The organism is Streptomyces sp. TBY4, assembly GCF_024213195.1.
Taxonomy (GTDB): Bacteria; Actinomycetota; Actinomycetes; order Streptomycetales; family Streptomycetaceae; genus Streptomyces.
Map to the genome: position 1 here is coordinate 330294 of NZ_JANAVF010000002.1, position 20302 is coordinate 350595.

18 protein-coding genes are annotated in these 20302 nt (G+C 72.3%); 13 read left to right on the plus strand and 5 right to left on the minus strand.

What is annotated here, in order from left to right:
• Position 1 precedes the first annotated feature (1 nt).
• From NLX94_RS05805 to NLX94_RS05835, 6 genes are all read left to right on the plus strand, one after another.
• Positions 2 to 724: a tetratricopeptide repeat protein gene (locus NLX94_RS05805; protein ID WP_254381501.1), complete on the plus strand. Its 723-nt coding sequence runs from the start codon at positions 2 to 4 to the stop codon at positions 722 to 724.
• Between the two features lie 205 nt (positions 725 to 929).
• The gene (locus NLX94_RS05810; protein ID WP_254381502.1) at positions 930 to 1682 is read left to right on the plus strand and encodes a hypothetical protein; all 753 of its coding nucleotides are present in this window, start codon (positions 930 to 932) and stop codon (positions 1680 to 1682) included.
• 296 nt (positions 1683 to 1978) lie between these two features.
• Positions 1979 to 3805 (plus strand): condensation domain-containing protein, encoded by a 1827-nt coding sequence (locus NLX94_RS38825; RefSeq protein WP_302168840.1) that lies wholly within the window; start codon positions 1979 to 1981, stop codon positions 3803 to 3805.
• A complete protein-coding gene (locus NLX94_RS05825) occupies positions 3802 to 5103 on the plus strand; it encodes an MFS transporter (RefSeq protein WP_254381503.1) in 1302 nt (433 codons plus the stop codon). Before NLX94_RS38825 ends, NLX94_RS05825 begins: the two co-directional genes overlap by 4 nt.
• A gap of 5 nt (positions 5104 to 5108) precedes the next feature.
• Positions 5109 to 6185 (plus strand): LuxR family transcriptional regulator, encoded by a 1077-nt coding sequence (locus NLX94_RS05830; protein ID WP_254381504.1) that lies wholly within the window; start codon positions 5109 to 5111, stop codon positions 6183 to 6185.
• A complete protein-coding gene (locus NLX94_RS05835; protein WP_254381505.1) occupies positions 6182 to 6817 on the plus strand; it encodes a pyridoxamine 5'-phosphate oxidase family protein in 636 nt (211 codons plus the stop codon). The genes NLX94_RS05830 and NLX94_RS05835 overlap by 4 nt, the downstream gene beginning before the upstream one ends.
• Positions 6818 to 6892: 75 nt before the next feature.
• Here the strand turns inward: NLX94_RS05835 and NLX94_RS05840 are convergent, their stop codons facing one another.
• Entirely contained in the window at positions 6893 to 7555 is a 663-nt protein-coding gene (locus NLX94_RS05840) for a prolyl oligopeptidase family serine peptidase (RefSeq protein WP_254381506.1), read from the minus strand.
• Between the two features lie 351 nt (positions 7556 to 7906).
• Between NLX94_RS05840 and ngcE the strand changes: the two genes are divergently transcribed.
• On the plus strand, positions 7907 to 9202 hold the full coding sequence (gene ngcE, locus NLX94_RS05845) for an N-acetylglucosamine/diacetylchitobiose ABC transporter substrate-binding protein (protein ID WP_254381507.1): 1296 nt from the start codon (positions 7907 to 7909) through the stop codon (positions 9200 to 9202).
• 59 nt (positions 9203 to 9261) lie between these two features.
• Positions 9262 to 10773: a fatty acyl-CoA synthetase gene (locus NLX94_RS05850; protein ID WP_254381508.1), complete on the plus strand. Its 1512-nt coding sequence runs from the start codon at positions 9262 to 9264 to the stop codon at positions 10771 to 10773.
• A 28-nt stretch (positions 10774 to 10801) separates the two neighbouring features.
• On the opposite strand, the gene NLX94_RS05855 is transcribed toward NLX94_RS05850, so the two are convergent.
• From NLX94_RS05855 to NLX94_RS05870, 4 genes are all read right to left on the minus strand, one after another.
• The gene (locus NLX94_RS05855; protein WP_254381509.1) at positions 10802 to 11326 is read right to left on the minus strand and encodes a GNAT family N-acetyltransferase; all 525 of its coding nucleotides are present in this window, start codon (positions 11324 to 11326) and stop codon (positions 10802 to 10804) included.
• Positions 11327 to 11400: 74 nt separating this feature from the next.
• Positions 11401 to 12225, minus strand: coding sequence for a YhjD/YihY/BrkB family envelope integrity protein (locus NLX94_RS05860; protein WP_254381510.1), 825 nt, complete (start codon positions 12223 to 12225; stop codon positions 11401 to 11403).
• Positions 12226 to 12340: 115 nt separating this feature from the next.
• Positions 12341 to 13651 (minus strand): phenylacetate--CoA ligase PaaK, encoded by a 1311-nt coding sequence (paaK, locus tag NLX94_RS05865; RefSeq protein ID WP_254381511.1) that lies wholly within the window; start codon positions 13649 to 13651, stop codon positions 12341 to 12343.
• Between the two features lie 182 nt (positions 13652 to 13833).
• Positions 13834 to 15462: an acyl-CoA synthetase gene (locus tag NLX94_RS05870; protein ID WP_254381512.1), complete on the minus strand. Its 1629-nt coding sequence runs from the start codon at positions 15460 to 15462 to the stop codon at positions 13834 to 13836.
• A 174-nt stretch (positions 15463 to 15636) separates the two neighbouring features.
• Here NLX94_RS05870 and NLX94_RS05875 point away from each other — a divergent pair, with 174 nt between their 5' ends.
• From NLX94_RS05875 to NLX94_RS05895, 5 genes are all read left to right on the plus strand, one after another.
• A complete protein-coding gene (locus NLX94_RS05875) occupies positions 15637 to 16437 on the plus strand; it encodes a crotonase/enoyl-CoA hydratase family protein (RefSeq protein ID WP_254381513.1) in 801 nt (266 codons plus the stop codon).
• A 259-nt stretch (positions 16438 to 16696) separates the two neighbouring features.
• Positions 16697 to 17659, plus strand: a complete 963-nt coding sequence (locus NLX94_RS05880) for an OB-fold nucleic acid binding domain-containing protein (protein WP_254381514.1) — start codon at positions 16697 to 16699, stop codon at positions 17657 to 17659.
• A complete protein-coding gene (locus NLX94_RS05885) occupies positions 17659 to 18717 on the plus strand; it encodes a thiolase domain-containing protein (RefSeq protein WP_254381515.1) in 1059 nt (352 codons plus the stop codon). Before NLX94_RS05880 ends, NLX94_RS05885 begins: the two co-directional genes overlap by 1 nt.
• On the plus strand, positions 18714 to 19898 hold the full coding sequence (locus tag NLX94_RS05890; RefSeq protein ID WP_254381516.1) for a thiolase domain-containing protein: 1185 nt from the start codon (positions 18714 to 18716) through the stop codon (positions 19896 to 19898). Before NLX94_RS05885 ends, NLX94_RS05890 begins: the two co-directional genes overlap by 4 nt.
• 141 nt (positions 19899 to 20039) lie before the next feature.
• On the plus strand, positions 20040 to 20267 hold the full coding sequence (locus NLX94_RS05895) for a DUF397 domain-containing protein (protein WP_302168932.1): 228 nt from the start codon (positions 20040 to 20042) through the stop codon (positions 20265 to 20267).
• The last annotated feature ends 35 nt before the right edge of the window (positions 20268 to 20302 follow it).

Here is a 20302-nt window from a genome sequence, read left to right on the forward strand (position 1 = left end):
CATGGGGCGCCCCCTGGACGCGATCGAGGTGATGAGCGAAGCCCTCCCGGTGTTCACCGAGACGGGCAACAGGGCGAGCGAGACCGTGGCGTTGAGCTGTCTGTCCGCCGCCCACTCCGACCTGGGCGACCACGCCGGCGGGACGGCTCTGGCCCGCAGGGCCGTCGCCCTGGCGCAGGAGCTCGACAACACGCGGCTGGAGGCCAGCGCGTGGTTCTCGATGGGAGCCGCGCTCGAACGCGCCGCCGACCCGGCCGCCGCCGACTGCTACCGGCGGGCGCTGCGGCTGGCCGACACGGTCAACGACCGCTATCCGCAGGCCTACGCCCTCATCGGGCTCGCCACCACCACGCTGCGCGCGGGCGCTCCCGAGGAGGCCCTCGCCGCCATCGGCAAAGCCCTCGACCTCGCGCTCGAATCGCGGTTCCAGGTCCTCGAAGCCTCCGCGCTGGGCGTCCTGGCCCGGGTGCGGACCCGCCTGGGCGATCCGGCGGCCGCGCTCGCGGTGGCCGGACAGGCCCTGGAGCTGCACCGGCGGACCGGCCACCGTCCCGGTGAGGCGCGCAGCCACATGGCACTCGGTGAGGCGTACGCGGCCCTGGGAAATGCCACCCGCGCCTTCGGGCACCGGCGCAGGGCGCTGCTGCTGTTCCGGGACATGCGCATCCCCGGCTTCCGGGAGCAGGCGAGCGGTACGGGGAACGGTCCGGCAGTCCGGTACTGACCTGCCGGGGGAGCCGTTGCGGGTTCTGCCGCCACGCGTCGGCGCTTTCCAGTGACGGACAACTCTGCGCAGGTCAGGGCCGGTTCGGGGTCGAAGGTGCGGTCGCCCGAGGAGGCCGGGGCGTTATGGCCGCGCTGGAGCCGGACGGTGACCGGGCCTCCGTAGGCTCCCTTCAAAGGTACAGACCAGCGGGGAGGGAAGTAGCGTGGAGATCACCAGCGCCACACGGCACGGACGCGGCCTCGACGAGTCCGCGGAGCTCGTGCTCACGGGCGGACACTTCGCCGTACTCCTGGACGTGGGCGGCACGGCGCCGCACGAGGGCGAGGGGCGGTACGGGCACGCGCACCAGGATCCCGACGGCGACGGCGACGGCCGCGACGGTGGATCCCACGCCGAACACCGTGTCGGAGCCGGCAGGCTGGCCCGTGAGCTGGGCGGCCGGCTCGCCGACGGGCTGCTCCGGCAGGAGCCGACCCCGCTGTCCCTCCTGCTGCGCGAGGCACGCCGGAACCTTCCCGCGCAGTGGCGGACGCCGGCGCGCGTCCTGGTGCCGGAGAGGTCTCCGTCGCCGGGCCGCCCCACAGCCCTTCCCGGTGCGGCGGTCGCCATCGTCCGCGAGCGGGGCGACTTCCTGGACCTGCTGGTACGGGGGGACGCGGCCGTGGTGCTCCAGTTCCCCGACCGCACCGTCAACGTCGTACGGGGAGGCCCCCGGACGCCGCCGGCGGATCAGCGGGCGACCGACCGGACCGTCGTGGGCAGCCTGGCGGCCCGGGACGTCCACCGGGTCTGTCTCCTGACGGGTGCCGCGTACGAGCTGGCCGTGCTGTCGCAGGCGGGCTGGCCCCGGCTCCTGGACCGGCTGGCCGCGGCGGGCCCCGGTGCCCTGGTCGCGGGATCCCCGTACACCTCGGCCACGGTGGCCCTGTGCACCCCCGGTCCGGTCCGCCGCTGACCTGCCCGGACCACTGCCGGCTGACCCACTCGTCCGGCTGACCCACTCGCCCGGCTCACCGATTCGTCCGGCTCACCAACTCGCCCGGCTCACCGCGGATCCGCCGGGACCGTTGTCGCCGCCCCGCCCCGCCCCGCCCGGCCCTCCGCCGACCCGCGCCGTCCACCTCGCACCCACGGCGCCCGCACCCCCGCACCCCCGCATCCCCGTACACCGCACGCCTGCCCGGGCCTGCACCCACGCGCGCGCCCCGGGACTCCTCCACCTGCCCGATTCCCCCTACCGAGGTGACCACGTTGTCCCAGATCACGGTGTCCTTCTCCGGTCTGGCCGCCCATAGCGGCCCCCTCTCCTTCGGCCACGCCAACATCGTCCGCGCCATCACGGTCGACGAGGACCCGACCCGGCTCAGCCTGGCGATGGTGTTCGACGCGCCGGCCGCCCCGGACGCGGACAGCGGACTCGGCCGCATCACCGCACAGCTGCGCACCCTCGTGGAGCGGCACGAGGCGCTGCGCACCACCTACCCGCAGGCGACCCCGCCGGTCCAGCAGGTCGCGGGGGAAGGGCTGCTCACCGTCGAGCTCGTCGACACCGCGGGCGACCCGCTGGAGGCGGCCGAGCGCACTGCCCGGCGACTGCGCTCCCGGCCGTTCGCCCTGGACACAGAACTCCCCTTCCGCGCAGCGGTCGTCACCGTTGACGGCGTCCCCCGCCACCTGGTCTGGGTGGTCACCCACGCGGCCATGGACGTCGCCGCCTGCGAGACCCTCCACGCCGAGTGGGCCGCACTCTCCGCGGGCCGGGAACTGCCCGCGGCGGGCATGCAGCCCGTCGAGGTGGTCGCGCTGGAGCAGAGCCCCACCATCTCCCGACTCGGCGAGGGCGCCCTGCGCTACTGGCGGGCCCAGATGGAACGCGTGCCACAGGCGATGTTCACCACGCCGCACGACGCCCCGGCCAAGACCTCCTGGCTCCATGCCGGGCTCGCGATCCGCTCCAGCACCGTTCCCGACCACCTTCGGGCCGTCGCCGAGCGGACCGGGTCCAGCCCCTCCGCCGTGGCGCTGGCAGCGCTCGTCACCCTGATCGCGCACCGCACAGGCCACCGCACCGTGGTCACCACCTCCCTGTCCGGCAACCGGGTGGTACGGGCCCTGCGCGGCTTCTTCGGCTCGCTGGCGCAGGACGCACTGCTGCCGGTCGCCTTCGACGGAACACCGGACGGAGCCGCGGGCACGGGCGCGGGCCCGGCCCCTGCCGACACGGGCGCCGGCGCGCTGGAGAGCTTCGACGACGTGGTGCGCCGGGTCCGCTCCGCCGCCCTGCCCGCCTACCGCAGCAGCTGGTTCGACCCGACCGCCGTCTGGCAGGTGATCAACGGCGTCAGCGGTGAGCGCGGCATCTCCTTCGCCCGGGACCTCGTCTTCAACGACATGAGCGCGCTGGCCACGGCAGCGGGCTCCCCCGACCAGTCCGCCCTGGGCCGGCTCCCCGCCGTGTGGATCCCCGGACACCAGCCGCCGCCGGAGGAGGGCCCCGACCTGGGCGGCTCCCTCACCTGGCTGCCCGCCGAGGACATCCCCTGCCGCTTCTTCGCCTGTCTCTACCGGATGGACGAGGAGTTCGAACTCACCCTCTGGGTCGACCCGCAGACCCTCGACAAGGACGAGGCCGAGGCGTTCGGGCGCAGCCTGCTGCACCTGCTGCGGGCCGCCGCGGAGAAGGACGTACCCCTGGCCGACGTACCCGGCCTCGGCGGTCCCGCCCCCGTCGCCCGCGGTGAGGGCTGGCTGCTCAGCGACCGCTCCTGGATCGAGACCGCCGCCGTACGGGACCTGATGGCCGAGGTGATGGGCGACGCCCCGCACCTCGTCGTCGCCGAGCCCGACGAGCACCTGGGCCACCGCCTGGTGTGCCACCTCACCGTCCCGGCCAGCCCCGAGGCCGTCCACGAGCGCACCCTGCTCGCCCTGCCCGGCCGGGTGACCGCCATGGCCCCGCACCACTACATCGTTCACCCGACCGCCCCGGAGGCCGGCCCGGCCGGCATCGCCGCCTGGGCCGCCCTGCCCGTCACCGCCGCATCCTCCGGCCGCCCCCAAGGACGTGACCACGCGTGAGCACCGAGACCGACCTCCGCGCCGACGGCGCCCCCGCCCTTCCGCCCACCGGCCCGGCAGCCGGCCCCAAGGCCGGGGCCCCGCTGTGGACCACCAACTTCCGCCTCTACTTCGGGGCCCGCACCAGCTCCCTGCTCGGCGATGCGATGCTTCCCGTCGCCCTGTCCGTCGGACTGCTCGACGCCGGATACGGCACCGCGGGTGTGGGCTACGCCCTCGGCGCCTGGATGGGCGCACTGGCCCTGTGCATGCTCTTCGGCGGGGTCCTGGCCGACCGGTTCACACCCCGCCGCATGATGGTCCTCGCGGACCTGGCGAGGCTGGCCTTCCAGTCCGCCATGGCGCTCATGTTCCTGACGGGGCACACCTCGCTCTGGACGATCGTCCTGCTGCAGGCCCTCAGCGGCGCCGCGACCGCCCTCTTCCAGCCCGGCGTGGCCAGCATGGTCCCCCAGGTCTCGACCGACGTCCAGCGCGCCAACGGAGTGCTGCGCATCGCCGAATCCAGCGCGGGCGTCCTCGGCCCGGCCCTGGCCGGCGTGCTCGTCGGCCTTTCCGGCGCTGGCGTGGTCTTCGCGATCTACGCCGCCACCTACGCCGTGAGCGCGGGCTGCCTCTTCGGGCTCCGCCTGGCCACCGCCGAACCGGCCGGGGGAGACTCCTTCCTGCGCCAGCTCGCCACCGGCTGGCACGAGTTCCGCGCCCGCACCTGGCTGTGGGGGGTCATCACGACCTTCCTCCTCTACGGATGCTTCGTGGCCGGGCTCTCGCTGCCCGTCGGCGCGGACCTCGTCGTCGCCGAACTCGGCTCCACCGCAATGGGCATCGGCATGGCGGCCCTCGGCGCGGGCGGTGTGATCGGCGGCCTGGTGGCGATCAAGGTGCGGCCCTCCCGGCCCCTGGCCGTCGGCTCCGTCGGCTGGGCCCTGTTCGCCCTCTTCCCCGTCGTCACCGCGGTGCGCCCGGGCATCGTCCTGCTCTGCCTCGTCTGGGGCCTGGCCGGGGCCGGCCTCGCCCTGTGGTCCGTCATCTGGGCCACCACGGTGCAGACCCAGATCCCCGCCGACCTCCTCAACCGGGTCTACGCCTACGACGTGGCCGGGTCCCTCGTCTCGATGGCCCTGGGCCGCTCCCTGGCCGGCCCGCTCTCCGCCCTGACCGGCCAGCGCCCGCTGATGGTGTTCGCCACCCTGCTCGGCCTGCTCTGCAGCGGACTACTGCTCGCCGTACCCGCCATCCGGCGGCTGCGCGCCGTACCGACCGGCACGCCGGCCGCCGGGGACAGCACAAGGAGTTGATGAACATGGACACCACCGCCGCTCGGAGCCTGCTCGCCGAACCCGGACCGGACGGCCACGTCGACGAGTTCGCCGTCCAGGTCTACGAGCACGCGCTCGGCCGCGGGGCCGTCACCCCCGAGGCACTGGTCCGCGAACTGGACGCGCCCCGGCGCCGGGTGGACGAGGCCGTCGGCGTGCTGCGCGCGCTCAGACTGGTCAAGGACGCGGCCGGCAGCCGGGGCGAGCTCGTCGCCGTCGACACCGAGGCCGCCCAGTTCGAGCTGCTCGTCCCGCTGGAGCAGGCCATCCACGACAACCGTCGCCGGCTGGCGGGTGTCAAGGGCCAACTGCAGTCCTTCATGGAGGCGTTCAACAGCAACCGGCGCGACCGGCCGCGCGGCGAGAGCGTGGTGGTCACCGACGACCCGGAGGAGATCCGGCTGCGTCTGATGGACGCGGCACGCCAGTGCACCGGCGAGATCCTGCTGATGCAGCCCTGCGTGGCCCAGGAACCCACCGAACTGCGGCACGCCCACCCGGTGATCATGGAAGCCCTGCGCCGAGGGGTCCGTGCCCAGGCGCTCTACCCCCACACGGCGCGCGGGGACGCCGCCACCCGCGCCCGGGTGGCGGCCCTGACCGAGGCGGGCGGGCAGGTGCGCACCTCGCGGGAGATCCACGGGCGCTTCCTCGCCTTCGACCGCAAGGTGGCGTTCGTCCCCGCCGACAGCGAGGCCGGCGTCGCGATCGTGTACGAGCCCAGCGTCGCCACGTTCCTCGGCAGCATCCACGACCTGGTGTGGCAGTCAGCGTTCCCTCTGGAGCCCGGCACCGTCGGCTACGCCGAGACCCTCGACGACCTGAGGTCCACCATCCTGGAGCTACTGGCCTCGGGGATCAAGGACGAGGTCGTCGCCCGCCGGATCGGCATGTCCGACCGGTCCTTCCGCCGCCACGTCGCCGCCATCATGCAGGACCTCGCCGCGGACAGCCGCTTCCAGGCGGGGGTCAGGGCCGCGCACGCAGGACTGGTGGGCTCCGCCCCGGAGCGGCAGGAGGGGCGCCTGCACTCCCCGCTCACGATGGGGAAGTCTTCATGAGCCGCTACGCCCGCCTCGCCTACACGCCGGGGGTACGCGCGGTCCAGTACGAGATGGGCAGCGGCCACGCGGCGGGCCGCCGGCTCGCCGTCCCGGCGGAGAAGCCCGACCCGCTGACCGGGAACGAGGCCGCCTTCATCACCGGACTGGACGGTTTCCTCATCGCCACCGCGGGCGAAACGGGCTGGCCCTACGTCCAGTTCCGGGGCGGCCCGCCCGGCTTCGTCCACGTCCTCGACGCGACGACGATCGGGTTCGCCGACGTCGGCGGCAACCGCCAGTACATCACCACCGGCAACCTGCGCGGCAGCGCCAAGGCGGCCCTGTTCTTCATCGACCACGCACGGCGCACCCGGCTCAAGCTCTACGGGCACGCGTCCGCGGTCCCCGTCGACGACGCCCCCGAGGAACTCGTCCGGCGTCTCGTCTCGACCCGAACCGAGGGCCGGGTCGAGCGGCTGGTCACCGTAGAGGTCGAGGGGTGGGACTGGAACTGCCCGCGCCACATCACTCCGCGCTTCAGCGAGCCGGAGCTGGCCGAGGCCCTCTCCCCGGTCCGCTCCCGCATCGCGGACCTGGAGGAGGAGAACGCGGCCCTGCGGGCCGAACTCGCGCTGCTGCGCGGGGAGTGAGCACGTGCGAGGGCCCGCCGGGGAGAACATCCCGGCGGGCCCTCGCGTCGGTGCGGATGTGCCTGCGGCTGTGGCTCAGGGTGCCCGGCGCTGGGCCAGGAGCCAGTCGTAGACCTCGGGGTCGTCGTAGGTCCGCGTCCACGAGTCGTGGCCCACTCCCGGATAGCGGGTGTAGCGGACGTCGTTGCCGCGCTCGCGCAGCGCGGCGACGACCTTGTCGGTGTGGGCGACCGGGATGTTGAGGTCGTCCTCGCCGTGGAAGGCCCACACGGGCAGCGTGCCGATCCGGTCGGCGGCCTCGGGCATCCACGAACCGCAGATCGGGACGGCCGCCGCGAAGTGGCCGGGGTAGCGGGCGGTGATCGCCCAGGTCCCGGCCCCGCCCATGCTCAGCCCGGTGACGTAGGTGCGGTCCGGGTCCGTGCGGTAGCGCGAGGCCACCTCTCCGAGGAGCGCGTGGACGCCACTGATCTCGGGCGCCCAGGTGCTGTACGCCGGACACTGCGGCGCCACCACGATGAACGGCAGCTCGGCGCCCTCGGCCAGCTGCTTGACCGGCCCGTGCGCGACGAGGTCCATCGGATCGTCGCCGCGCTCGGAGGCCCCGTGCAGGAACAGCAGCACGGGCCACTTCGCCGGCTCGTCCTCGCGGTAGCCGGCCGGCAGGTGCAGCAGGTACGGGAGGCTGTTCCCGGTGTCGTCGACTTTGAATACGTGGGACTGCAGAACTGTGGTCACGCACACCTGCCTCGAATGGTGGGGCAAAATATCAGGCTTCAGCATCCTGCCCCGGCCCGGCCCTGTCAACGAAAACCGACGGGTCGTCGCCAACACCCTCCCAAATTCTTCCGGGGTGGCGTCCGTAAAACTTCCCCTCACCGGCAACCTCTCCTGTAGGAGCTTCCATCCATGCAGGTGAAAGCGGGTGTCCTGGCCGGTGGGGGAGCTCCTTGAGCTGTGGTCCGCCTATGGTCGACCCAATACGGGTCCCGACTAGAATTTCCACACGCATTACCGAACCACCGAATTCGATACGCCGCGATAATTGCGCTGCCCACATGGGCGGACGCGCGTACCGACCTACTGAGGGTGAACGAATTGGAAACGCGATCCGGAAGTCCTTTCGGAGTCGACGTCCGCGCCGGCCTGGACGTCGTCGTCTTCGACGGGGGTCTCGGCGACCGGTACGTGGTGGAGGCCGAGGCCCGCTACCAGGCCGCCTTCCCCGGGGCGGAGATCACCCACACCGCCGTCCCCGACATCCGTGCCGCACTCCAACCCCGCTTCGACCGGGGCACACCCCCTGATCTGCTCGACAACACGGGCCCCGATTCCCTGCCGACGGCCGCGCTCGCCGCGTCCGGGGCTCTGACGGACCTCCGGCCCCTGCTGGCCGCACCCTCCGCCGACGACCCGGCCCTCACGGTCGGGGAGACGCTGATCGACGGCGTCGCGCAGAAGGGCCGGTTCGGAGGCGAGGAGGTGTGGGCCCTGAACTACGCCTACTCCGCCTTCGGCCTCTGGTACTCCGAAGAGCTCCTGGAACGGCACGGCTGGAGCACCCCGAAGACCTGGGACGACATGCTGTCGCTGTGCGAGGCCGCCCGGCGGGAGGGCATCGCCGGCTGGACCTACCCGGGCAAGTACCCCTTCTACCTGCAGTGGACGCTGTACCCCTTCATCGCGAAGATCGGCGGCCCCGGCGTACTGAAGGCCATCGAGAACCTGGAGCCGCAGGCCTGGCGGCACCCGGCCGTCCAGCAGGCGTTCGAGGCCTACCACGAGCTCGCGGCGAAGGGCTACGTACTGCCCGGAACCCCCGAGCTCGACCACACCGCCTCCCAGACCGCGTGGACGGAGGGCAAGGCGCTCTTCATCCCCAACGGCACCTGGGTGGAGAAGGAGGCAGCCGCGACGACCCCGCCGGGCTTCCGGATGGCTGTGACCCCGCCCCCGGGCCTCGACTCCGGTGACGCGATGCCCTTCGGGACCATCTGGGCCCAGGTCGGCGAGGCCTACGTCGTCCCCCGGGACGCGGCCAGCCCGGAGGGCGGCATGGAACTCCTGCGCCTCATGCTGACGAAGGAGTCGGCCCGCAGCTTCTCCCGAACCTCGTCCTCCCTGACGACGGTCCGTGGAGCGGCCGAGGGCGTGGACCTCCCGCCGGGGCTCGCGTCGGCGAGCGCCATGGCCGCAGCGGCCGGCTCCCACACCGTCGCGCCGCGCACCGACTGGTACCAGACCCTCAACCGTGAGGTCATCGCAGGCCTGATCGGCGAGATGATGGCCGGCCGCCTCACCCCGGCCGATGCCCTCACCCGGATCCAGCGCGCCGCCGATGCCACCGCTCAGGACCCCACCATCCCCAAGTACCGCCACCCCTGAACCCCTGCGCGCCGCCGGGGTCATTGACCCCGGCCGCGCGTGCAGACGAAGATCGCGCCATGACCCCGGTGCGGAAGAACACGGTCGACGGACTGCTCCACGACAGCGCGCGGCGCGTCCCGGACCGGATCGCGGTCCGCTACCGCGAACGGACCTGGACCTACGCCGAACTCGACGCGGCCGTCTCCACGGGCGCCGCCGTGCTGCGCGGGCGCTACGGGCTGGCCGAGGGGGACCGGGTCGCAGCCTTCGGTCACAACTCCGACGCCTACCTCCTCGCCTTCCTCGCCTGCGCCCGGGCCGGGCTCACGCACGTCCCCGTCAACCAGAACCTCACCGGGGAGGACCTCGCCCACATCCTGGAGAACTCCGGCAGCACGCTCGTCCTCGCGGACCCGGACCTGGCCGGCCGGGTCCCCGCGGGGTTCTCCGTACGCCCGCTGCGCGACGCGCCCGGCTCCTTCCTGGCAGGGCTCGCCGAGCCCGGGGCCTTCGCCGTGTCCGGGGATCCGTCCCGGCTCGCGCAGCTGCTGTACACCTCCGGGACCACCGCCCTGCCGAAGGGGGCGATGATGACGCACGAGGCGCTCTGCCACGAGTACGAGAGCGCGATCGCGGCCCTGGACCTGGCGGAGGGCGATCTGCCGGTGCACTCCCTGCCGCTGTACCACTCGGCGCAGATGCACGTGTTCCTGCTGCCGTACCTGGCGGTGGGCGCGCGCAACACGATCGTGGACGCGCCGGTGGCGGAGGAGATCTTCGACCTGGTGGAGGCGGGGGAGGCGGACAGCCTGTTCGCGCCGCCGACGGTGTGGATCGGGCTGGCGAACCACCCCGATTTCGCGGACTTCGCCGTCCGCGACCTGTCGGCCCTGCGCAAGGCGTACTACGGGGCCTCGATCATGCCGGTGCCGGTCCTGGAACGGCTGCGCGCACGGCTGCCCGGACTCGGCTTCTACAACTGCTTCGGCCAGAGCGAGATCGGCCCGCTGGCCACGGTGCTGCGGCCGGAGGAGCACGAGGGCCGGATGGAGTCGTGCGGGCGTCCGGTCCACCACGTGGAGGCGCGCGTCGTGGACGAGGACGGGGCCGAGGTGCCGGACGGCACGGCGGGCGAGGTGGTCTACCGCTCCCCGCAGCTCTGCCTGGGCTACTGGAACGACGCGGAGGCGACGAAGAAGGCCTTCCGCGACGGCTGGTTCCGCTCGGGCGACCTGGCGGTCCGGGATCCGGAGGGGTACTTCACGGTCGTGGACCGGGTGAAGGACGTCATCAACTCGGGCGGCGTACTGGTCGCCTCACGGCAGGTCGAGGACGTGCTGTACACCCACCCGGGCGTGGCCGAGGCGGCGGTGGTCGGCCTGCCGGACGAACGGTGGATCGAGGCCGTCACGGCGGTGGTGGTCCCGCGCGACGGGGTCACGGAGGCGGAACTCCTGGCCTACGCCCGCGAGAAGCTGGCCCACTTCAAGGCCCCGAAGCGGATCCTCTTCGTCGACGCCCTGCCCCGCAACGCGAGCGGCAAGATCCTCAAGCGCACCCTGCGGGACCGCTTCTCGTCACCGGCCTGAACGGGAAGCGGCCCCGGCCCCGGCGGGTTCAGCGGAGCTCGTCCGACAGCAGCCCCATGGTGAACATGTCGTACCAGCGGCCGTCCCGGCGGAAGACCTGGCGCAGGCGGCCCTCCTCGACGAAGCCGACCTTCTCGTAGGCCTTGCGCGCGCCGTGGTTCTCGGTGACCACGGTCAGCGTCACCTTGTGCAGGCGCATGTCCTCGAACCCGTAGCGGCAGATCGTGCGCACCGCGTCGGTGGCGTAGCCGCGGCCCCAGTACTCCTTCTCGCCCAGGTAGATGTCGAGCTCCGCGATGCCCTTCTCGGGCTCCGCGTCGTGCAGCGTCACCAGCCCGATGAGCTTCCCGTCCGCGAGCGCCTCGATGCCGAGGAGCAGGTCTTCGTAGGAATTGCGCGGGCGGTCGGCCAGCCACGTCCGGACGCGCTCCACCGTCTGGGGGTGCTGGTCGTCCATCCACCGCATGACCTCGGGGTCGTGGTTCCAGCGCCACAGGGCCTCGGCGTCCTCGGGGCCCATGGCCCGCAGTTTCACCAGTTCTCCGAGCGCCATGCCCACCACACCTCAGGTTCATCTCGTGATCGTTTCGCGAACTGTGCAGTGGTACCACGGCGGGGATCGCACACTCAATCGAGTTCCGCGAGCTCCGTGGCCCGGAGGCGGCGCAGGACCAGGTGTTCGTGGAAGAGCCGGCCGACCAGAGCGCCGCCGTAGACCACGAAGCCGACGCCGACCAGCCAGGACTGGACGACCAGGAGGGTGCCGAAGGGCCCGTAGGTCACGGCATTGGAGGCGATCAGCGGGGAGAACACCAGCTGGGAGAAGATCCGCAGTCCGAGGAGCCCCAGGCTGGTGCACGCGGCCCCCGGCAGCAGGGCCCGCCAGCGGACCCGCCCGCCGAGCAGGATCCGCTGGGAGGTCCAGAAGAACAGGCAGGTGCCGATGAGGTCGCCGGTGGTGCCGAGGACCGTGCCGACGGCGTCGTTCGAGGGGGCCGGGATGACGACCAGCAGGCCGAGGTAGCAGACCAGCAGGGCGAGCCAGACGACGTGCCGCCACATGGTGTGCCAGCGGGCCGTCGGCAGGTCCCAGACCTTCTCGTACCCGGTCTGCACGGCGGAGCCGAAGGTCAGGCCGAAGACCGCGAGCGCGGCCAGACCGAAGGCGGTGGTGCGCTCCAGCGCCAGGTCCGCGGCGCCGAACAGCATCTCCACCCGCTCCCGGGAGAACCGCGTCACCCCGAGGGCCTGGCCGAGCCAGCGGCCGAAGCCCGAACCGCTGCCCGGCGCGGCGGCCGCGACGACGACGAGCAGCGGCACCAGGGTGAGGAAGCCGAGGGCGGCGAAGCCCATGGCCCGGTGCATCAGCTCCATCTCCCGCCCACGGCTCCACGCCAGCCCGGCCTGGGAGGCCTGGAGCCGGTCGTGGATCCGCCGGTAGGTCGAGGTCACGCCTCTCTCCCTACCCGGCGGGACCCGCGCCTTCCCGGCAGGCCCCCCGAGTGGGCCCGAAGGGGTGGATCCGGCGGCGGTCCGGCCCTCCGTCGGGGGCGCTCGAGGCTCCGGCTCAGGCCTCCCGGAGGTCGACCACCCGCTTGATCTTGCCGACCGACCGCTCCAGGGTCTCCGGATCCACCACCTCCACCGCGACCGAGACGCCGATCCCCTCCTTGACGGCCCGCACCACCGAGGCCGCCGCGGCCTCCCGCTGTCCGGCATCGCTCTCGCGGCGCGCCTCCACCCGTACCGTCAGCGCGTCCAGCCGTCCTTCCCTGGTCAGCCGGAGCTGGAAGTGCGGAGCCAGGGCCGGGGTCCGCAGGAGCACTTCCTCGATCTGGGTGGGGTAGAGGTTCACCCCGCGCAGGATGATCATGTCGTCGCTGCGGCCGGTGATCTTCTCCATCCGGCGGAAGGCCGGCCTCACGGTGCCGGGAAGCAGCCGGGTCAGGTCCCGGGTGCGGTAGCGGATGACGGGCATCGCCTCCTTGGTGAGCGAGGTGAAGACCAGCTCCCCGGGCTCGCCCTCCGGCAGCACCGCGCCCGTCAGCGGGTCGACCACCTCCGGGTAGAAGTGGTCCTCCCATATGTGGAGCCCGTCCTGGGTCTCGGCGAACTCCTGTGCGACACCCGGGCCCATCACCTCCGAGAGCCCGTATATGTCCACCGCCTTGATGTCCAGCCGCTCCTCGATCTCGCGGCGCATCTCCTCCGTCCACGGCTCGGCGCCGAAGATCCCCGTACGGAGGGACGTGGCGCGGGGGTCGATGCCCTGGCGCTCCATTTCGTCCAGCAGGGTCAGCATGTAGGAGGGGGTCACCATGATGACCTCAGGCCGGAAGTCCTCGATCAGCCGGACCTGGCGGTCCGTCATCCCGCCCGAGGCGGGCACGACCGTACAGCCCAGGCGCTCCGCGCCGTAGTGCGCACCCAGGCCGCCGGTGAACAGGCCGTACCCGTAGGCGATGTGGACGATCTGGCCGGGCCGGCCGCCCGCCGCGCGGATCGAGCGGGCGACCACATCCGCCCAGGTCGACAAGTCCCCGTCGGTGTACCCGACGACCGTCGGGCGGCCCGTCGTCCCGCTGGAGGCGTGGATGCGGCGGACTTCGGAGCGCGGCACGGCGAACATCCCGAAGGGGTACTGGTCGCGCAGATCGGACTTGGTGGTGAAGGGGAACAGGGCGAGATCGGAGAGGGAGCGGCAGTCGTCGGGATGCAGACCGGCCTTGTCGAAGGCCTGCCGGTAGAAGGGCACCCGCTCGTACGCCCGGCGCAAGGTCGCCCGCAGCCGGGTCAGCTGGAGCGCCGCCAGCTCGTCCCGGCCCAGCCGCTCGCCCTCGTCCGCACCGCCGTCGTGGCCTTGTGTGTACGTACTCATGCCGCCCACCCCTTGTCCGACCCTTGTCCCAATCAACCCGACCGATCATTCGGTAGATTGCCGGACCCGGGCGGTCAAATCAATTACTCGAACGGGTGATCGTTTGTCGGCATGGCGTCGGACACGCCCGCGGGCCGGGACCCCGAGGGGTGCCGGCCCGCAGTCGTGCGTGGGGAGCGGGGTCAGCCCGCGTCCGCCTCCGTGGCCACCGACTTCGCCCACCGGTAGTCCGCCTTGCCGCTCGGGGAGCGCTGGATGGCGGGGGCGATGACGAGCTGGCGCGGGATCTTGTAGCCCGCCAGCTTGGTGCGGCAGTGGGCCTGTATCTCGTCCAGGGTCGGATCGGCGGCGCCCTCGCGGATCTGGACCACCGCCGCCACGTGGTTGCCCCACTTCGGGTCCGCGACCCCGGCGACCAGGGCGTCGTAGACGTCCGGGTGGGACTTCAGCGCCTGCTCGACCTCCTCCGGGTACACCTTCTCGCCGCCCGTGTTGATGCACTGGGAGCCTCGGCCGAGGACGGTGACGATGCCCTGCTCGTCCACGGTCGCCATGTCGCCGAGCAGCACCCACCGCTCGGAGCCCTTCTGGAAGAAGGTTTCGGCGGTCTTGGCGGGGTCGTTGTAGTAGCCCAGGGGGACGTACCCGCGCTGCGCGAGCCGTCCCGGCTCGCCGACCGGCACCGGCTCGTGGGTCACCGGGTCCACCACCTGCGTGCGCTCGTTGACCTCCAGCCGGAAACCCTTCTCCGGACCGGAGTCGTTCGTGGCGCGGCCGTTCGAGCCGGACTCGGACGAGCCGAAGTTGTTCAGGAGCAGCACGTTCGGCACGAGCGCCTGGAACTCGGCGCGCACCGTCTCCGACATGATCGCGCCGGAGGAGGAGACGCTGAAGAGGGAGGACAGGTCGGTGCCCTTCAGGGGCCCGTTGAGGGCGTCGATGAGCGGCCGCAGCATGGCGTCGCCCACCAGCGAGACGCTGGAGACCTTCTCCTTCTCGATCGTGCGCAGCACCTCCTCGGGCGCGTACTTGCGGTGGATGACCACCCGCTGCCCGTAGTTGAAGGCGATGAAGGACGTCAGCGTGGACGTGCCGTGCATCAGCGGAGGCGCGGGGAAGAAGGTGAGCCCGGCGCCCTTCGACGCGACCCGCTCCGCCAGCTCCTCGGGGCGCTTCACCGGTTCGCCGGTCGGTTCGCCGCCGAAGAGGCCGGCGAAGAAGAGGTCCTCGGCGCGCCACATGACGCCCTTGGGCATGCCGGTCGTACCGCCGGTGTAGATGATGAACAGGTCGTCGGGGGAGCGGGGCGGGAATCCGCGGCCGGGGGAACCGGAGGCCTCGGCGTCCGTGTACGCGACCGGCGCGATCGAGGGCTCCGGGGCGCCCTCGGGCGTCGCCCCGACGCGGATCAGGTGGCGGAGCTTCGTCGTCTGGGGGAGGGCCGCCGCGACCCGTTCGGTGAACTCGCCCTCGAATACGAGTGCGGCGAGGTCGGCGTCGTTGTAGAGGTAGACGAGCTCCTCCTCCACGTACCGGTAGTTGACGTTCACCGGCACCAGGCGGGCCTTCAGGCAGGCGATGACGGTCTGGAGGTACTCGACGCCGTTGTAGAGGTGCAGGCCCAGGTGCTCACCGGCCTTCAGGCCGCTGTCCAGCAGGTGGTGCGCGATACGGTTCGCCGCCGCGTCCAGCTCCGCGTACGTCAGGCGGCGCTCGGCGCCGGTCCCGGGGTGGTCCACGTACACGAGGGCCTCGCGGTCCGGGACCACGTCAACGACCGACTCGAACAGGTCGGCAATGTTGTACTCCACCGGTCCTCCTGACCCAGAAAATCCCATGGCTGGTCTGCTCGGCGGTCATTAGAGCGTCGCCAACCCCAACAAGGAAGGGGACCGTCCAAGAAATCTGACTGGGTGTCAGAAAACTATTGAACTGCACCCGCCCCTACTGCAACCTGTTCTAGGTCTTGAGACGGGAGGACGGCAATGGGTGGGACAGAACACCTGACCGTGGAACGCCACGGCGCCACGCTGGTGCTCACCATGAACAGGCCCGAGGCGAAGAACGCGCTCTCGCTGCCGCTGCTGGTGGGGCTGTACGACGGCTGGCTGGAGGCCGACGCGGACGACACGATCCGCTCCGTGGTGCTGACGGGGGCCGGCGGGGACTTCTGCGCCGGCATGGACCTGAAGGCGCTGGCCGGCAAGGGCATGGCGGGCGACCAGTACCGGGACCGGCTCAAGGCCGACCCCGACCTGCACTGGAAGGCGATGCTGCGCCACCACCGGCCGCGCAAGCCCGTCATCGCGGCGGTGGAGGGCTACTGCGTCGCCGGCGGCACGGAGATCCTCCAGGGGACCGACATCCGGGTCGCGGGGGAGGGGGCCACCTTCGGGCTGTTCGAGGTCAAACGGGGGCTCTTCCCGATCGGCGGCTCGACGGTACGGCTCCCGCGGCAGATTCCGCGGACGCACGCACTGGAGATGCTGCTGACGGGGCGGCCCTACACGGCCGAGGAAGCGGCGCGGATCGGGCTCGTCGGGCGGGTGGTACCGGCCGGGACGGCGCGGGACGCTGCGCTGGAGATCGCGGAGCGGATCAACGCGTGCGGGCCGCTGGCGGTGGAGGCGGTGAAGGCCTCCGTCTACGAGGCGGCCGAGCTGACGGAGTCGGAGGGGCTGGCGGCGGAGCTGCTGCGCGGGTGGCCGATCTTCGACACCGCCGACGCGAAGGAGGGGGCGCGGGCTTTCGCGGAGAAGCGGCCCGCGCTGTATCGGCGGGAGTAGTCCGCTCTGCCGGCCCTTGGCCGTGCCCTTGCCCTTGCCGGGGGTGCCGGACCGCGGGCGGGTGCGGCGCCGTTGCCGGGGACCAGTCCCCGGACCCCTGCGCCTCAAACGCCGGCGGGGCTGAATTTTGCCCGGCGGCGCCGGATTTGCGCGGCGGGGCTTCGTTTTCGGGGCTCCGCCCCGGACCCCTGCGCCTCAAACGCCGGCGGGGCTGAATTTGCCCGACCGTTCCCGGAACCCACACATCGGAGACCCACCCATGACAGCCGCGTCGCCACCCGAGATCCTCCGTGCACCCCTTGTCGTCGAGTTCCCCTTCACCCGCTCCCTCGGCCCCGTGCAGAGCGCCTTCCTCACCGGGCTGCGCGAAGGGGTCGTGCTCGGGGTCACGACCTCCGACGGCAAGGTGATGGTGCCGCCCGTCGAGTACGACCCCGTGACCGCCGAGGAGGTGCGGGACCTGGTCGAGGTCGGGACGACCGGGACCGTCACCACCTGGGCCTGGAACGGCTCGCCGCGCCCCAACCAGCCCCTCGCCACGCCCTTCGCCTGGGTCCTCGTCCGCCTCGACGGTGCCGACACCGCCATCCTGCACGCCCTCGACGCCCCCGGGCCCGAGGCCGTCGCCACCGGGATGCGGGTGCGCGTGCGGTGGGCCGGGGAGCGGATCGGGGCCATCACCGACATCGCCTGCTTCGAGCCCGCCGGGGAGGCGGACTCCGAGGCGCAGGCGAGCCCGCACAGCGGGGAGTTCGCGGACGCCGTCACCGGGATCATCGCCGAGGCCCGCCTGGACTACACGTACAGCCCCGGCCGCGCGCAGACCGCGTACATCGCCGGACTCTCCGAGCAGAAGACCATCGGCGAGCGCTGCCCCTCCTGCCAGAAGGTGTACGTGCCCCCGCGCGGCGCCTGCCCCACCTGCGGGGTGGCGACGACCGACCGGGTAGAGGTCGGGCCGGCGGGCACCGTCACCACCTACTGCATCGTCAACATCAAGGCCAAGAACCTCGACATCGAGGTGCCGTACGTGTACGCGCACATCGCCCTCGACGGCGCCGGGCTCGCCCTCCACGGCCGGATCGGCGGAATCCCGTACGACCAGGTGCGGATGGGGCTGCGCGTGGAACCGGTCTGGACCGAAGGCGGGCGCTACCCCGACCACTACCGCCCCACCGGAGAGCCGGACGCGGACTACGACGTGTACAAGGAGCTCATCTGATGGCCCGATACGCCCGTGAGGTCGCGGTGGTCGCCTTCGCGCAGAGCGACCACCTGCGCCGCACCGACGAGCTCAGCGAAGTCGAGATGGTCATGCCGGTCCTGCACCAGGTGCTGGCCGCCACCGGCCTGAAGGCGGGGGAGATCGGCTTCACCTGCTCCGGATCCAGCGACTACCTCGCAGGCCGGGCCTTCTCCTTCACCATGACCCTCGACGGCGTCGGAGCCTGGCCGCCCATCTCCGAATCGCACGTGGAGATGGACGGCGCCTGGGCCCTCTACGAGGCCTGGGTCAAGATCCAGACCGGCGAGGCCGACACCGCCCTCGTCTACTCCTACGGGAAGTCCTCCCCGGGGTCGGTACGCGACGTGCTGACCCGCCAGCTCGACCCGTACTACCTCGCTCCGCTCTGGCCCGACTCGGTGGCCCTGGCCGCCCTCCAGGCCCAGGCGCTCATCGACGCGGGGGAGACCGACGAAGCCGGGCTCGCCGCGATCGGCGCCCGCAGCCGGGCCTCCGCGAGCGCCAACCCGCACGCCCAGCTCCGCGGCGCCGTCCCGCAGGGCGAGTACCAGGTCGCCCCGCTGCGCACCGGGGACTGCCCGCCCATCGGCGACGGCGCGGCCGCCGTCATCCTGGCCGCCGGGGACGTGGCCCGCCGGCTGTGCGAGCGGCCCGCCTGGATCACCGGCATCGACCACCGCATCGAGGCCCACAGCCTCGGGCTGCGCGACCTCACCGACTCCCCGTCGACCCGGATCGCCGCCGAGCACGCGGGCGTGTTCGAGTCCCCGGTGGACACCGCCGAACTGCACGCCTCCTTCTCCTCCCAGGAGGTCGTGCTGCGCAAGGCCCTCGGACTCGGCGCGGACGTCGCCGTCAACCCCTCCGGCGGAGCGCTCGCCGCCAACCCGATGATGGCCGCCGGCCTGATCCGGATCGGCGAGGCGGCCGCCCGCATCCACCGCGGCGAGTCCGACCGGGCCGTCGCGCACGCCACCTCCGGCCCCTGCCTCCAGCAGAACCTGGTCGCCGTCCTGGAAGGGGACCGAGCATGAGCACCTCCGCCGCGACGGGCAAGGAGCCGGTGGCCATCGTCGGCATCGGCCAGACCAAGCACGTGGCCGCCCGCCACGACGTCTCCATCGCCGGACTGGTGCGCGAGGCGGCGGCCCGCGCGCTGGCGGACGCCGAGCTGACCTGGGCGGACATCGACGCGGTCGTCATCGGCAAGGCCCCCGACTTCTTCGAGGGCGTGATGATGCCGGAGCTGTACCTCGCGGACGCCCTCGGCGCCGTCGGCAAGCCCATGCTCCGCGTGCACACGGCCGGTTCGGTGGGCGGCTCCACGGCGCTGGTCGCCTCCAACCTGGTCGCCGCCCGGGTCCACCGCACCGTGCTGACCCTCGCCTTCGAGAAGCAGTCCGAGTCCAACGCCATGTGGGGGCTCTCGCTGCCCGTCCCCTTCCAGCAGCCGCTGCTGGCCGGGGCCGGCGGGTTCTTCGCCCCGCACGTGCGCGCGTACATGCGGCGCACCGGCGCCCCCGACACGGTGGGCTCGCTCGTCGCGTACAAGGACCGGCGCAACGCGCTGAAGAACCCGTACGCCCACCTGCACGAGCACGACATCACCCTGGAGAAGGTCCAGGCGTCCCCGATGCTGTGGGACCCGATCCGGTACTCCGAGACCTGCCCGTCCTCCGACGGCGCCTGCGCCATGATCCTCACCGACCGTGCGGGCGCGGCCCGTTCGCCGAAGCCGCCGGCCTGGGTGCACGGCGGGGCGATGCGCAGCGAGCCGACCCTCTTCGCAGGGAAGGACTTCGTGTCCCCGCAGGCGGGCAAGGACTGCGCGGCCGACGTCTACCGGCAGGCCGGGGTCACCGATCCGCGCCGGGAGATCGACGCCGTGGAGATGTACGTGCCGTTCTCCTGGTACGAGCCGATGTGGCTGGAGAACCTCGGGTTCGCCGAGGAGGGCGAGGGCTGGAAGCTCACCGAGGCCGGCGTCACCGAACTCGACGGGGACCTGCCCGTCAACCCGTCGGGCGGCGTCCTGTCCACCAACCCCATCGGAGCCTCCGGGATGATCCGCTTCGCGGAAGCGGCGCTCCAGGTGCGCGGTCAGGCGGGGGAGCACCAAGTTCCGGACGCCCGGCGGGCGATGGGACACGCATACGGCGGCGGGGCGCAGTTCTTCGCGATGTGGCTGGTGGGAGCGGAGCAGCCGGGCTCCTGAACGAAAACCGGATTCCGGGCGGAGTGCCGCACCGGCCACGAGTGACCCACCGTGGCCTGTGCGGCACGGCGTGCGATGGCTAACCTGGCCCCGGGACGACGAACCGGGAGTACCGGGAGGAGCACGCACGTGGCAGAGAGCATGACTTCGAAGGCGCCGGCCGGCTGGGGAAAGCCGGACCTCGACCTGACCGAGGCGGACTGGCAGTCGAGCAGCCGGGGAGCGGGTGACGTCCAGATCGCCTTCGTGGAGGGGTTCATCGCGATGCGCAACGGTGACCGCCCCGAAAGCCCCTCGCTGATCTTCGCGCCGGACGAGTGGCGCAAGTTCGTCCTGGGCGCACGGGGCGGGGAGTTCGACCTCACGTAGCGGAGCGGCGGAGCGGAGGAACGCGGCGCACCACC

Excerpts from the sequence above, each read along its gene's own strand:
- paaK (WP_254381511.1), bottom strand. The coding sequence starts at position 13,651 with ATGAGTACGTACACACAAGGCCACGACGGCGGTGCGGACGAGGGCGAG.
- NLX94_RS05805 (WP_254381501.1), top strand. The coding sequence starts at position 2 with ATGGGGCGCCCCCTGGACGCGATCGAGGTGATGAGCGAAGCCCTCCCG.
- NLX94_RS05885 (WP_254381515.1), top strand. The coding sequence starts at position 17,659 with ATGGCCCGATACGCCCGTGAGGTCGCGGTGGTCGCCTTCGCGCAGAGC.
- NLX94_RS05890 (WP_254381516.1), top strand. The coding sequence starts at position 18,714 with ATGAGCACCTCCGCCGCGACGGGCAAGGAGCCGGTGGCCATCGTCGGC.
- NLX94_RS05850 (WP_254381508.1), top strand. The coding sequence starts at position 9,262 with ATGACCCCGGTGCGGAAGAACACGGTCGACGGACTGCTCCACGACAGC.
- NLX94_RS05835 (WP_254381505.1), top strand. The coding sequence starts at position 6,182 with ATGAGCCGCTACGCCCGCCTCGCCTACACGCCGGGGGTACGCGCGGTC.
- NLX94_RS05880 (WP_254381514.1), top strand. The coding sequence starts at position 16,697 with ATGACAGCCGCGTCGCCACCCGAGATCCTCCGTGCACCCCTTGTCGTC.
- NLX94_RS05895 (WP_302168932.1), top strand. The coding sequence starts at position 20,040 with ATGACTTCGAAGGCGCCGGCCGGCTGGGGAAAGCCGGACCTCGACCTG.
- NLX94_RS05875 (WP_254381513.1), top strand. The coding sequence starts at position 15,637 with ATGGGTGGGACAGAACACCTGACCGTGGAACGCCACGGCGCCACGCTG.
- NLX94_RS05830 (WP_254381504.1), top strand. The coding sequence starts at position 5,109 with ATGGACACCACCGCCGCTCGGAGCCTGCTCGCCGAACCCGGACCGGAC.
- NLX94_RS05855 (WP_254381509.1), bottom strand. The coding sequence starts at position 11,326 with ATGGCGCTCGGAGAACTGGTGAAACTGCGGGCCATGGGCCCCGAGGAC.